This window comes from Thioclava sp. F36-6 (assembly GCF_002020305.1).
Lineage (GTDB): Bacteria > Pseudomonadota > Alphaproteobacteria > Rhodobacterales > Rhodobacteraceae > Thioclava > Thioclava sediminum.
This window is the reverse complement of record NZ_MPZX01000002.1, coordinates 754,192-766,637: the sequence shown is the minus strand read 5'-3', so window position 1 is coordinate 766,637 and position 12,446 is coordinate 754,192. Positions and strand designations below refer to the sequence as shown.

The window sequence follows — 12,446 nt, the reverse complement described above, 5'->3', positions numbered from 1 at the left end:
TATGTCGATCCGGCTGGTCTTTCTCAATCTTTGGCTGCGCAGCATCGCGAAACCGATGGTGCGACGGTTCCACGGGGCTGCGCAAACGCGGCGCGCGACGGAGAGATTGGCCAGCTGGGTCGTGCGCGAGCCCACCGGGCTTTGCCGTCTGCCGACCAAGCTGGCCGGGCGCAATGCGCTGTCGCTGCGCGCGGGGCGGTCCTCGGTTGGGCGCATCATTCTCTATCTTCATGGCGGCGGTTACGTCACCGGCTCCCCGTGGATGTATCGTGGGCTCGCAGGGCGCTTGGCGAAGCTGAGCGGGCTTGAGGTGATCGTGCCGGATTATCGGCTTGCGCCCGAGGCGCCGGTCGGTGCCGCGCTCGAGGATGCGACCGCAGCTTTCGATGCGCTGGTGGAAGTGGGCTACGACCCGAGCGCGATCGTTATCGCGGGCGACAGCGCGGGGGGCGGTCTGACATTGGCGCTTCTGAGCGTGCTGTGCCAGCGCGGCACGCCGCCCGCCGGGGCGATTGCCTTGTGCCCATGGACGGATCTGACCTGTTCGGGCGAGAGCCTGCGTTTAAATGCGGCGAAAGATGCGATGCTGCCGGTCGAACGACTTGGCGATAGCTGCGAGATGGTGCTGCGCGGGCATGACGCGCGCGATCCGCGCTTTTCGCCGCTTTTCGCGGAGTTCCCCGATCCGCCTCCGGTGCTGATCCAGCATTCGATGGGGGAGATCCTGAGCGACGATGCGCTGCGCATGGCAGAGCGGCTGCGCAGCTTCGACGCGGATGTCACGGTGCAAAGCTGGCCCGACGCGCCGCATGTCTGGCAATTCTTCGACGGTCGGGTCCCCGAAGCGCGCGAGGCACTGGAGGATGCGGCGGCGGCGGCGCGCCGGATGCTCAACCTGCCACGGCGCTGAGCCGATAGCTCAACGCTTCGGCGATGTGGGGGTGGCGCACGTGCTTGGCATGGTCGAGATCGGCGATGGTGCGCGCAACCCGAAGAACCCGGTGGTAGCCGCGCGCCGACAGTCCGACCCGCTCCGCCATCTGGGCCAGTAAATCTCGCCCCTGCGCATCCGGCGTCGCGATGTCTTCCAGTAGCTGCCCTTCGGCTTCGGCATTGACGCGGATCGCGGGGTGATCCGCGAAGCGCTGGGCCTGCCGCTCGCGCGCTTCCGCGACGCGGGCCGCGACCTCGGCGGAGCTGTCGCCGGAGGCTGGCAGGTCGAGATCGGCATAGCGCACCGGGGGCACCTCTATTCGTAGGTCGAACCGGTCCATCAGAGGCCCTGAAATCCGCCCCAGATAGTCGTCGCCGCAGCCGGGCGCGCGGGCGCAGGCGCGTTCTGCATCGCCGAGATATCCGCATTTACACGGATTCGCTGCCGCGATCAGAAGGAAGCGGCAGGGATAGCGGGTATGGGCATTGGCGCGCGAGACGACGACTTCGCCGGTCTCGATCGGCTGGCGCAGGGTCTCCAGTACGGCGCGGGGAAATTCGGGGAACTCGTCCATGAACAGCACGCCATTATGGGCGAGGCTGACCTCGCCGGGGCGGGCGCCACGCCCGCCGCCGATCATCGCGGCCATCGAAGCGGTGTGATGCGGTTCGCGAAAGGGGCGCGTGCGCGAGATGCCGCCCTCGGCCAGCAGCCCCGACAGCGATTGGATCATCGAGGTTTCCAGCATCTCCTCGGGGCGCATCTCGGGCAGGATCGAGGGCAACCGCGCGGCCAGCATGGATTTGCCCGAGCCGGGCGTGCCGATCATCATCAGGTGGTGGCGTCCGGCAGCGGCGATCTCCAGCGCGCGTTTGGCTCGTTCCTGACCCTTCACATCGCGCAGGTCGCGCGGATGCGGTGCGTCCCGGACGAGACCCGGGCGGGCGGGCTCCAGCGGCCGGCGACCGCTGAGATGGTCGATCGCGGCGCCGAGCGTCTCCGGCGCCGTCACCTCGGCCGCACCGACCCAGGCCGCCTCCGCCCCCGAGCCCTTCGGGCAGATCAGCCCCTTGTCCTGCGCGGCGGCCGCCATCGCGGCGGGCAGGGCACCCGCGACAGGCAGGAGCCGCCCGTCGAGCGACAGCTCCCCCACGGCGACCAGCGTCTCGATCCGGTCGCGCGGCACGACCCCGATCGCGCCCAGCAGCGCCAGCGCGATGGGCAGGTCGAAATGCGAGCCCTCTTTCGGCAGGTCGGCAGGCGAGAGGTTCACGGTAATCTTCTGCATCGGCAGCGCGATCCCCAGCGCGCCGAGCGCCGCGCGCACCCGTTCGCGCGCCTCGGACACGGCCTTGTCGGGCAGGCCCACGACCGCGAAGCCGGGCATGCCTTCGGAGAGCGCGCATTGCACCTCCACGAGGCGGGCCTCCACCCCCTCGAACGCGACCGTGTAGCTCTGGCTGACCATCGGCTCTCCTGCGCCTCTTCCCCGAGGGGTAGCGCAGCCGTGGTTTAGGAATGGTTAACGGGTGCAGGGACAGGAACCGCGTCTTCCGCCCCCTCGACTCGGAGACGGACGCGCCGCTCGAAACATCAGCGCAAATAGAGGGATAAAGGTGCAATTCCTGCATATCTGCACAGCCATCGCTTCAGTTTCGCGCACAAGATCAACATGTTGCGTTACAGCCGCTCAAGTGTCCGTGAGCACGCTTATGATATGCGGTGCTCAAGAAGGAGTGATGGCCTTCCCGTAGCGGCATGAATTTCTTCCATTTTTCGCTTGAAAACGTCGTCAAGTGCGCCACGCGCACAAAGTTTCAGGCAAAATTCAACATTTCCGTGAGGAACCAAAACATGTCATTCGCATTGGGTGGGCAAAGCAGCCACCCAATTCAAGGTTGCGCCGGTTTGGGCTGGACACCCCAGGGAGATTGTAAATGGCACTCGATGGTATGACCGATGAAACCCTGCCACGCCAAGCAATGCGGGCAGAGTTCCTGGATGCAGAAACCGAAGCGGAACTGGCGCGAGCGTGGCGCGACAATCGGGACGAGCAGGCGCTGCACCGGCTTGTGACAGCCTATATGCGCCTCGCGATCTCGATGGCCTCGAAGTTCCGCCGCTACGGCGCCCCGATGAACGATCTGATCCAGGAAGCCTCACTTGGTCTGATGAAAGCCGCCGACAAGTTCGATCCGGAACGTGGTGTGCGGTTCTCGACCTATGCGGTGTGGTGGATAAAAGCCTCGATCCAGGAATTCGTGATGCGCAACTGGTCGATGGTGCGCACCGGGTCCACCTCTTCGCAAAAAGCGCTGTTCTTCAACATGCGCCGCGTTCAGGCCCAGCTGACCCGCGAAGCGCAGCAAGAGGGCGAACAGCTCGATGCGATGCAGCTGCGTCAGCGCGTGGCCGAAGTGATCGGTGTGCCGCTCTCGGATGTCGAGATGATGGAAGGCCGCCTGTCCGGCTCCGACTTCTCGCTCAACGCAACGCAGTCCAGCGAAGACGAAGGCCGCGAATGGGTCGATACGCTGGAAGATGACGGCGCGAGCCCTGAGGAAACCGTGGCCGACAGCCATGACGGTCAGACGATGAAAGTCTGGCTGGGCGAGGCGATGGGCCGGTTGACCGACCGCGAAGCCTACATCGTCCGCGAGCGTCGTCTGATCGAAGATCCGCGCACTTTGGAAAGCCTCGGTGAAGAGTTGGGGCTTTCGAAAGAGCGTATTCGTCAGCTCGAAGCGCAGGCTTTCGGCAAGATGCGCAAATCGCTTGAAACCCATCAGGGCGAGGTGCAAAGCTTCTTCGTATGAAGAAGTTTCTTGCCGCGCTCTGCCTACTGTCTCTGACCGGTCCCGCCTTTGGCGCCGAAATATCGCCCGCCCAGCTCGATACGCTTTCGGGCGATATTGTCGTTCTGGGAGAGATTCACGACAATCCGACCCATCACCTCAATCAGGCGCGTGCGATCAAGGCGCTGAAGCCCGCCGCCGTGGTGTTCGAGCAATTGACGCCCGAGCAGGCGGCGAAGATCACGCCGGCGCTTTTGAAGGATGAGGGCGCGTTGGAAAAGGCGCTGGACTGGGACAATTCGGGCTGGCCCGATTTCGCGATCTATTATCCGATTTTCGAAGCTTTGGGCGATGCGAAGGTCTATGGCGCCGCGCAGCCGCGCGAGACCGTACGCGCCGCGATGACCAAGCCGCTGCCGGAGGTGTTCGGCAAGGACGCTGCTCGCTACGGGCTCGATCAAGCCTATCCGGAAGACCTGCAGGCCAAGCTGGAAGCGGAGTCGCAAGAGGATCATTGCAACGCGCTGCCGCCCGATCTGCTGCCCGGCATGGTCGCGGCGCAACGCTTCCGCGATGCAGCGTTTGCGCGGGTCGCGCTCGAGGCGCTGAAGGAGACCGGCGGTCCGGTCGCGGTCATCACCGGGTCAGGTCATGCGAAGACCGACCTCGCCGTGCCCGCGCTTCTGCGCAAGGCGGACCCGCAGGCGAAGGTTGTGGCGATCGGTCAGATCGAGGCGGAGCCGGGCACCGATCCCGGCACGCAGCCCTTTGACGACTGGATCATCACGCCCCCGACCGAACGCGCCGATCCCTGCGCCGCGTTCAAGTGATCCTTGCGCCAATGCGCCCCGGCGCTTAGACCATCTGAGAGAGTTTCACGGAGAGGCAAATGCTTGCGGGCAAACGCATCCTGTTGATCATCGGCGGCGGTATCGCAGCCTTCAAGGCGCCCGAGCTGATCCGTCTGCTGCGCGGGGCTGGGGCCTCGGTGAGCCCGGTCCTGACCAAGGCCGGGGCCGAGTTCGTGACGCCGCTGACCGTCTCCTCGCTCGCGGGCGAGGCGGTTCATTCCGACCTCTTCGATCTGACGCATGAGTCCGAGATCGGTCATATTCAGCTGTCGCGCGCGGCCGATCTGGTGGTCGTCGTGGCCGCCACCGCCGATTTGATGGCGAAGATGGCGAACGGTCTGGCCAATGATCTCGCCTCGACCCTGCTGCTTGCCACCGACAAGCGCGTGCTGATCGCGCCCGCGATGAATGTGCGGATGTGGGAGCACCCCGCAACGCAGCGCAATATTGCGACGCTGAAATCCGATGGCGTGATCTTCGCAGGCCCGATTGAGGGCGACATGGCTTGTGGCGAGTTCGGCGAGGGCCGGATGATCGAACCCGAGGCAATCCTCGCCGCGATCGACGCCGCGCTGTCGGACGGGCCGCTGAAGGGCCGCCATATTCTCGTGACGTCTGGGCCCACCCATGAGCCGATCGACCCGGTGCGCTATATCGCGAACCGCTCCTCGGGCGCGCAGGGCACGGCGATTGCCGCAGCGCTGCGGGACCTCGGCGCGACTGTCACCTTCGTCACCGGTCCCGCGACGGTTGCGCCGCCTGCGGGCGTGCGGGTGGTCAAGGTCGAGACCGCGCGCGAAATGCTGGACGCGGTGCAGACCGCGCTGCCTGCCGAGGCCGCGATTTTCGCTGCCGCCGTGGCCGATTGGCGCGTGGCGAACGCGGCGGAGCGGAAGATGAAGAAGGACGGCACCGGCGCGCCGCCCGCGCTCGAATTCGCCGAGAATCCCGATATCCTCGCCACCGTCTCGAAGATGGGCGAAGGGCGGCCAGGCCTCGTGGTGGGCTTTGCGGCCGAGACCCATGACGTCGCGCGGTTTGCGGCCGACAAGCGCGCGCGCAAGGGCTGCGACTGGATCGTCGCCAATGACGTGAGCCCCGCGACCGGGATCATGGGCGGGACCGAGAATGCGGTGACGATCATCGACGAGACCGGCGCGGAAAGCTGGGACCGGATGAGCAAGGAAGAGGTCGCGCGGCGGTTGGCTGCGCGCATCGCAGAAAGCTTGGGCGCGGCTGGCGCCTGAGGGACGCTCCGCGGGGGATATTTATGCCAAGCCGAAACGAAATACGCCTCTTTCGGCTTGGTCCAAATATCCCCGCCGGAGGCATCCGCATTTGACGCCCGCGCGACATCGGGCAGGAGAGGGACACGTGAGCACACCGATCATCAAGGTTCTGCGCGAAGACTGGGCCGATCCCGAGATCGCCCTGCCGCGCTATGAGACCCACGGCGCCGCCGGGGCCGATCTGCGCGCGAATCTCGCCCCCGAGGATCGAGAAGGCGGCATCACGCTCGCCCCGATGCAGCGTGCCATCATTCCGACCGGGCTGCGCGTCGAGATCCCCGAAGGGTTCGAGATGCAGATCCGGCCGCGCTCGGGGCTGGCGCTGAAACACGGGATCAGCCTGCCCAACACGCCCGGCACGATCGACGCCGATTATCGCGGGCCGCTTGGGGTGCTGCTGATCAATCTCGGCACTGAGGCTTACCTGATCGAGCACGGCGCCCGCATCGCGCAAGCGATCATCGCCCCGGTGGTGCAGGCGCGCTTCGAGGTCACGGACGCTTTGGGCGACACCGCACGCGGCGCGGGCGGGTTCGGCTCGACCGGCAAGGGCTGAGGCATGCTCGGACTGACCCTCATGGCGGCGATTGTGGGACTCGGGCTGGTGCTCAAGGCCTCCGTGCGCGCGATCTTCGGGATGCTCGTGCTGATCTGGGCGGCCTTGGTGATCGCGCATCTGCCAATCCCCGGGTTCGGGCCGTTGGGGCGCGTTCTGGGCGGTTCGCTTGCGGGGTGGATTGGCCTCGGTGTCGTCGTCGCGCTGGTCATGACCTATCGCCGAATGCTCGGGGCGATCCGGGCGAAGGCCGAGGCGAAAGAGGCTGAGGCGCCCGCGGCCAAACCGGGCAGCTTTTCCGAGGCCGAACTGGATCGCTATGCGCGCCACATCATGCTGCGCGAGATCGGCGGGCCGGGGCAGAAGCGGCTCAAGCAGGCTAAGGTTCTGGTGGTTGGGGCCGGGGGGCTGGGCTCGCCCGCGCTTCTGTATCTCGCCGCGGCCGGGGTGGGGCGGATCGGCGTCGTGGATGACGATATCGTCTCGAATTCCAACCTGCAGCGGCAGGTGATCCATCGTGATGCCGATCTCGGGATGCCCAAGGTCTTCTCCGCGCAAAAGGCGATGCTGGCGCTCAACCCGCATATCGAAGTGCTGCCCTATAACCGTCGCCTGAGCGCCGAGGATGCCGAAGGGCTGATCGCCGAATATGACCTCGTCCTCGACGGGACCGACAATTTCGACACGCGCTATCTGGTGAATGCGGCCTGCGTGGCGACCGGCACGCCGCTGATTTCCGGCGCGATCACGCAATGGGAAGGGCAGCTGTCGCTCTACGATCCGGCGAAGGGTGCGCCCTGCTATGCCTGCGTGTTCCCCGAAGCGCCTGCCGCCGGGCTTGCGCCGAGCTGTGCCGAGGCGGGCGTGGTGGGCGCGTTGCCGGGCGTGGTGGGCTCGATGATGGCGACCGAGGCGATCAAGGAGATCACCGGCGCGGGGCAATCCGCGCGCGGGCGGCTGATGATCTATGATGCGCTCTGGGGTGAGAGCCGTCAGTTCGGCGTGAAGCGGCGTGCCGATTGCGCGGTTTGCGGAGAAGTGCGCGGCGCGGGGGATGGTCAATCCTGAGCACGCGCCCTAGCTTGCGATGCAAAGGAGACCCGCCATGACCAACCCGCTTCTCACCGACTGGACCGGCCCCTACGAACTCCCGCCCTTCGCGAAGATTTCCGACGCCGATTTTGCGCCTGCGTTCGACGCGGCTCTGACCGAGGCGCGTGCCAATATCGCGGCGATCGCGGGCTCGCCCGACGCCCCGACATTCGCCAATACAATCGAGGCGATGGAGCTGGCGGAAGAGGCGCTCGAAAAGGTTGCAGGCGTGTTCTACAACCTCGCCGGGGCCGATGCGACGCCAGCGCGGCAGGAGCTGATGCGCGATCTGGCGCCGAAGCTTGCGGCGTTTTCCTCCGAGATCACGATGAACACCGCGCTGTTCGGGCGGATCGACCAGCTGTGGCAGAGCCGCGAGAGCCTTGGCCTTGGACCGGAGCAGGCGCGGCTTCTCGAGCAGTATTACCAGATGTTCACCCGGTCGGGCGCAGCGCTGGAAGGGGACGCGGCCGAGCGGATGCGCGAGATCAAGCAGCGCTTCGCCTCGATCACCACGCAGTTCAGTCAGAACCTGCTGGCCGATGAAAGCAGCTGGTTCCGCCCGCTGGCCGAGGACGATCTGGAAGGCCTGCCCGATTTCGTGATCGACACCGCGCGCGCGGCGGGCAAGGAACGCGGGCAGGACGGCCCGGTGCTGACGCTCTCGCGCTCGCTGATCGTGCCCTTCCTGCAATTCTCGCCTAATCGCGAATTGCGGCGTATCGCCTATGAGGCCTGGACGGCGCGCGGCGCAAACGGGGGCGAGACCGACAATCGCGAGATCGCCGCCGAGGTGCTGAAGCTGCGCGAGGAGCGTGCGAAGCTGTTGGGCTATGACAGTTTCGCCGCCTACAAGCTGGAACCCGAGATGGCCAAGACGCCCGAGGCCGTGCGCGGCCTTCTGATGCGCGTCTGGGAGCCTGCGAAGGCCGCCGCCGAGGCGGATGCCGCGAAGCTGGCCGCGATGATGCATGCCGACGGGATCAACGGCGATCTGGAGCCGTGGGACTGGCGCTACTATGCCGAGAAGCGCCGCGTGGCCGAGCATGAGTTCGATGAGGGGCAGATCAAGCCCTACCTCTCGCTCGACGCGATGATCGGCGCGGCTTTCGATACGGCGAACCGCCTGTTCGGGCTGGAGTTCAAGGAGATCGACGGGCCGTTCTACCACCCGGACGTGCGCGGCTGGGAAGTCTCGCGCGGGGGCGAAGTGCTGGCCGTGTTCCTCGGCGATTATTTCGCGCGTGGCTCGAAACGCTCGGGGGCGTGGTGCTCGGCGATGCGTTCGCAGCGCAAGCTGGGTGGCGCGCCGGTGCCGATCGTGGTGAACGTGTGCAACTTTGCCAAGGGCGATCCGGCGCTGCTCAGCCATGACGACGCGCGCACGCTGTTCCATGAATTCGGCCATGCGCTGCACCAGATGCTGTCGGATGTGACCTATCAGTTCCTGTCGGGCACCTCGGTCGCGCGCGATTTCGTGGAACTCCCGAGCCAGCTTTACGAGCATTGGCTCGACGTGCCCGAGACGCTGGAAAAGCACGCGCGTCATTACAAGACCGGCGAGCCGATGCCGATGGAGCTGCGCGAGAAGCTGAAAGGGGCCGCCACCTTCGATCAGGGCTTCTCGACGGTGGAATATCTCGGCTCGGCGCTGGTCGATCTGGCCTTCCACGAGGGTGCGGCGCCGGAAGACCCGATGGCGAAACAGGCCGAGGTGCTGCGCGAGATCGGCATGCCGCGTGCGATCCGGATGCGCCACGCGACGCCGCATTTCGCCCATGTCTTCTCGGGCGACGGCTACTCGTCTGGCTATTACAGCTACATGTGGTCGGAAGTGATGGATGCCGATGCGTTCGAGGCTTTCGAGGAAGCAGGCGACGTGTTCGACCCGGAAACGGCGGCGAAGCTCGAACGCTTCGTGCTGTCGGCGGGAAATTCGCGTCCGCCCGAAGAGCTTTACACCGAGTTCCGGGGCAAGATGCCGGGGGTGGAGCCGCTTCTTAAGGGCCGCGGGCTGCTTGATCCGGCCGCCTGAGCGGGCGGTGATGCCGGAGCCTCCGGCGGGAGTATTTTGGGCCAGATGAAGGGGAGGCGCTCTTCCTCTTGGCCAAAATATCCCGGGGGGCGGCGCAAGCCGTGGGGGCAGCGCCCCCTCCGCGCTCAGCCCCGATAGACATCCTTGTGGATGATGACATCGGCCTGCGGATAGGCTTCGACGATGGCGCGTTTGAGCGCGGCGCCGATGTCATGGGCCTCTTCCAGCGTCTGATCCCCGTCGAGTTCGATATGCAGGTTCACGAAGATCTGTGCCCCTGCCGTCCTGGTCTTGAGATCGTGGAAGCCGCGCACGCCGGGCCAGTCGCGGGCGATCTTGGCGATTCCTTCGATTACGTCGTCAGGGGCCGCGCGGTCCATCAGGGCGTGCCATGCGCCAATGAAGATCTTCGCCGCGCCGAAAAGCATGATCGCGGCGGCGATCAGCGCGACGATGCTGTCCACGTCGCCCCAGCCGAACGCATGCGAGAGCCAGAGCGCGAGGATCGCGCCCAGCGTCGGCAGCAGGTCGCCCACATAGTGCAGCCGGTCGGCGGCGACGACCTTGTTGCCGGTCTTGCGCGCCACGCGGCCCTGCCACCAGATCAGGCCGAAGGTGATCGCCGCAGAGGCGACCATGACCGCGATCCCAATACCTTCGGCGGCAAGCGGGGGCGGGGTCGGGGCCAGCAGGCGCTGAACGCCGGTGATGCCGATCGTGATGCCCGCGCCCAGCACGATCAGCGCCTGACCGAGGGCAGCGAGGTCTTCGGCCGAGCTATGCCCGAAGGCGTGATCGTCATCTGCGGGTTTCGCGGCATAGAGAATCGCGAGCAGCCCCGCGCCCGAGATCAACAGGTCCACCGCGCTGTCGGCGAGCGAGGCGCCCACGGAGAGCGCGCCGGTCTGCCACAGCGCCCAGGCCTTGATCGCCACGAGCAGTGCTGCGGTGCCGACCGAGGCCAGACCCGCCGAGGTGTTCATCCGGTGTTCGTTTTCGCTATAGGCCATCGCCGCCGTCTCTACCTTTGCGCCGATGCTCTAGCGCAGGTGAGCGTCTCAGTCACGGGTCTCGTCGGGGTCGACGCCCCAGATTTCGGTTTTCGGCAGCCAGCCATCCGCGCCAGAGCCTTCGATTTCGCACCAATCGTGGGTGCAGGCGCCGAGGCCCGCGATCGCGCCGGCCTGTGCCTTGGCGGTGACTGCGGATTTCGGGTCGGGACGGGCGTGGAGCGACACCATGTCCTGCATGACGATCACGTTGCGCACGCCCGAGATCAGCGTGTAGTGAATCCAGCCGCCCTGACCTTCGTTATCCTCGACGCGCCGCCAATGGCCGAATTCGGCGGTGACTTTCAACGGCATGCCGGGATGGGTGAAGACCCAGTCGATCCGGTGCGAGAGCGAGGGTCCGCGACGCACATTGCCCTTGGAGCCTTTGAGCGAGACATAGCGCGGGATCGGCAGGTGGGTGACCGGGCCGCGGCGCTGGGGTTTCGCCAGTTGCACGTCGGGGCCGTTGGGGGCGGGCTTGGCCGCGGGCTTCGCTTGCGGCTTGGTGGTCTGGCTGGTTGCTGCGGGCTGAGCGGCGGGGGCGTTCGATTTCGACTGCGCGCCCGAGGCATTGCCCGACACGCTCCAGATTGCGCCGACCAGAATCGCAATTGAGGATACCGCCGCGAGGATTTTGCTGCCCGTCATCGTCCGCCTCATATCCCGGCCCGCCCGCTGGCTGATCCGCGGGTCTGCAACATCCGGCGCGCAATAAAATTGCGCTCCCATGTCGATTTCGGCCATTACTGCTCTTGCCGGGCCTTGTGCCTGCCCGCTTTGAGGGGCAGTTTGCATCCAACCGCCCCGCGATGGAAGAGAGGAGAGGACCGAGATGCCTGCACCGCGCCTGAGTGTTGTCGTGACGCGACGCCTGCCCGAGGTCGTCGAGACCCGGATGAAGGAATTGTTCGAGGTCGAGCTCAATCACGACGATCGCAAGATGAGCCGGGAGGAGCTGGTCGAGGCGATGAAACGTGCCGATGTCCTCGTGCCCTGCGTGACCGACCGGATCGACGCGTCGATGATCTCGCAGGCGGGCGAGCGGCTGAAATTGATCGCGAATTACGGCGCCGGGGTCGATCACATTGACGTTTCCTCGGCGCGTCAGCGTGGGGTGCTGGTGTCGAATACGCCCGGCGTCGTCACCGATGATACGGCCGATATGACCATAGCGCTGATGCTGGCGGTGACGCGGCGCATTCCCGAGGGGCTTGCGCATATGCAGGCGGGCAATTGGGAGGGCTGGGCGCCCACCGCCTTCATGGGGCATCGCATCGGCGGTAAGCGGCTGGGCATTCTCGGCATGGGCCGGATCGGTCAGGCAGTGGCGCGGCGCGCCAAGGCTTTCGGGATGCAGATCCACTATCACAACCGCACCAAGGTTCACCCCGATATCGAGGCGGAGCTGGAAGCGACCTACTGGGACAGCCTCGATCAGATGGTGAGCCGGATGGACGTGATCTCGGTGAACTGCCCGCACACGCCCTCGACCTTCCACCTGCTCAATGCGCGGCGGCTCAAGATGCTCAAGCCCGAGGCGGTGATCGTGAACACGTCGCGGGGCGAGGTGATCGACGAGAACGCGCTGACGCGGGCGTTGCGCGCGGGCGAGCTGGCCGGGGCCGGGCTCGACGTGTTCGAGCATGGCGCGGAGGTCAATCCGCGGCTGCGCGAGCTGTCGAACGTGGTGCTGCTGCCGCATATGGGCTCGGCCACCGTCGAGGGGCGCGTGGAGATGGGCGAGAAGGTTCTGGTCAACATCAAGACCTTCGCCGACGGGCACCGCCCGCCGGATCTGGTCGTGCCGTCGATGACCTGATCCGCGCGAAACTGTTTTGAGGC

At 66.0% G+C, this 12,446-nt stretch carries 11 protein-coding genes; 8 read left to right on the top strand and 3 right to left on the bottom strand.

Annotated features, from left to right (window positions below; translation table 11 throughout):
* Position 1 precedes the first annotated feature (1 nt).
* Positions 2-910, top strand: coding sequence for an alpha/beta hydrolase (locus tag BMI88_RS10685; RefSeq protein ID WP_078548474.1), 909 nt, complete (start codon positions 2-4; stop codon positions 908-910).
* Here BMI88_RS10685 and BMI88_RS10680 read toward each other — a convergent pair.
* The gene (locus BMI88_RS10680; protein ID WP_078548472.1) at positions 891-2,402 is read right to left on the bottom strand and encodes a YifB family Mg chelatase-like AAA ATPase; all 1,512 of its coding nucleotides are present in this window, start codon (positions 2,400-2,402) and stop codon (positions 891-893) included. The genes BMI88_RS10685 and BMI88_RS10680 overlap by 20 nt on opposite strands.
* Before the next feature lie 469 nt (positions 2,403-2,871).
* Between BMI88_RS10680 and BMI88_RS10675 the strand changes: the two genes are divergently transcribed.
* From BMI88_RS10675 to BMI88_RS10650, 6 genes are all read left to right on the top strand, one after another.
* Complete coding sequence (locus BMI88_RS10675; protein WP_078520502.1) at positions 2,872-3,750, top strand: RNA polymerase factor sigma-32; 879 nt, start codon at positions 2,872-2,874, stop codon at positions 3,748-3,750.
* Positions 3,747-4,559, top strand: coding sequence for a ChaN family lipoprotein (locus BMI88_RS10670; protein WP_078548470.1), 813 nt, complete (start codon positions 3,747-3,749; stop codon positions 4,557-4,559). The genes BMI88_RS10675 and BMI88_RS10670 overlap by 4 nt, the downstream gene beginning before the upstream one ends.
* Positions 4,560-4,618: 59 nt before the next feature.
* Positions 4,619-5,827, top strand: a complete 1,209-nt coding sequence (coaBC, locus tag BMI88_RS10665; RefSeq protein WP_078548468.1) for a bifunctional phosphopantothenoylcysteine decarboxylase/phosphopantothenate--cysteine ligase CoaBC — start codon at positions 4,619-4,621, stop codon at positions 5,825-5,827.
* Between the two features lie 127 nt (positions 5,828-5,954).
* Complete coding sequence (dut, locus tag BMI88_RS10660) at positions 5,955-6,425, top strand: dUTP diphosphatase (protein ID WP_078548466.1); 471 nt, start codon at positions 5,955-5,957, stop codon at positions 6,423-6,425.
* Positions 6,426-6,428: 3 nt separating this feature from the next.
* Positions 6,429-7,493: a HesA/MoeB/ThiF family protein gene (locus tag BMI88_RS10655; RefSeq protein ID WP_078548464.1), complete on the top strand. Its 1,065-nt coding sequence runs from the start codon at positions 6,429-6,431 to the stop codon at positions 7,491-7,493.
* A gap of 37 nt (positions 7,494-7,530) precedes the next feature.
* Entirely contained in the window at positions 7,531-9,552 is a 2,022-nt protein-coding gene (locus BMI88_RS10650) for a M3 family metallopeptidase (protein WP_078548462.1), read from the top strand.
* Between the two features lie 125 nt (positions 9,553-9,677).
* Here the strand turns inward: BMI88_RS10650 and BMI88_RS10645 are convergent, their stop codons facing one another.
* Both BMI88_RS10645 and BMI88_RS10640 read right to left on the bottom strand, forming a co-directional pair.
* A complete protein-coding gene (locus tag BMI88_RS10645) occupies positions 9,678-10,562 on the bottom strand; it encodes a cation diffusion facilitator family transporter (protein ID WP_078548460.1) in 885 nt (294 codons plus the stop codon).
* A 48-nt stretch (positions 10,563-10,610) separates the two neighbouring features.
* A complete protein-coding gene (locus BMI88_RS10640; protein ID WP_078549772.1) occupies positions 10,611-11,252 on the bottom strand; it encodes an SH3 domain-containing protein in 642 nt (213 codons plus the stop codon).
* A gap of 184 nt (positions 11,253-11,436) precedes the next feature.
* Here BMI88_RS10640 and BMI88_RS10635 point away from each other — a divergent pair, with 184 nt between their 5' ends.
* Positions 11,437-12,423 (top strand): D-glycerate dehydrogenase, encoded by a 987-nt coding sequence (locus BMI88_RS10635; protein ID WP_078548458.1) that lies wholly within the window; start codon positions 11,437-11,439, stop codon positions 12,421-12,423.
* Positions 12,424-12,446: the final 23 nt, after the last annotated feature.

What these genes read in the sequence shown, in the direction of transcription:
- BMI88_RS10640 (WP_078549772.1), bottom strand. Translation starts at nt 11,252, where the DNA reads ATGACGGGCAGCAAAATCCTCGCGGCGGTATCCTCAATTGCGATTCTG.
- BMI88_RS10635 (WP_078548458.1), top strand. Translation starts at nt 11,437, where the DNA reads ATGCCTGCACCGCGCCTGAGTGTTGTCGTGACGCGACGCCTGCCCGAG.
- BMI88_RS10670 (WP_078548470.1), top strand. Translation starts at nt 3,747, where the DNA reads ATGAAGAAGTTTCTTGCCGCGCTCTGCCTACTGTCTCTGACCGGTCCC.
- BMI88_RS10675 (WP_078520502.1), top strand. Translation starts at nt 2,872, where the DNA reads ATGGCACTCGATGGTATGACCGATGAAACCCTGCCACGCCAAGCAATG.
- BMI88_RS10680 (WP_078548472.1), bottom strand. Translation starts at nt 2,402, where the DNA reads ATGGTCAGCCAGAGCTACACGGTCGCGTTCGAGGGGGTGGAGGCCCGC.
- BMI88_RS10655 (WP_078548464.1), top strand. Translation starts at nt 6,429, where the DNA reads ATGCTCGGACTGACCCTCATGGCGGCGATTGTGGGACTCGGGCTGGTG.
- BMI88_RS10685 (WP_078548474.1), top strand. Translation starts at nt 2, where the DNA reads ATGTCGATCCGGCTGGTCTTTCTCAATCTTTGGCTGCGCAGCATCGCG.
- BMI88_RS10650 (WP_078548462.1), top strand. Translation starts at nt 7,531, where the DNA reads ATGACCAACCCGCTTCTCACCGACTGGACCGGCCCCTACGAACTCCCG.
- coaBC (WP_078548468.1), top strand. Translation starts at nt 4,619, where the DNA reads ATGCTTGCGGGCAAACGCATCCTGTTGATCATCGGCGGCGGTATCGCA.
- BMI88_RS10645 (WP_078548460.1), bottom strand. Translation starts at nt 10,562, where the DNA reads ATGGCCTATAGCGAAAACGAACACCGGATGAACACCTCGGCGGGTCTG.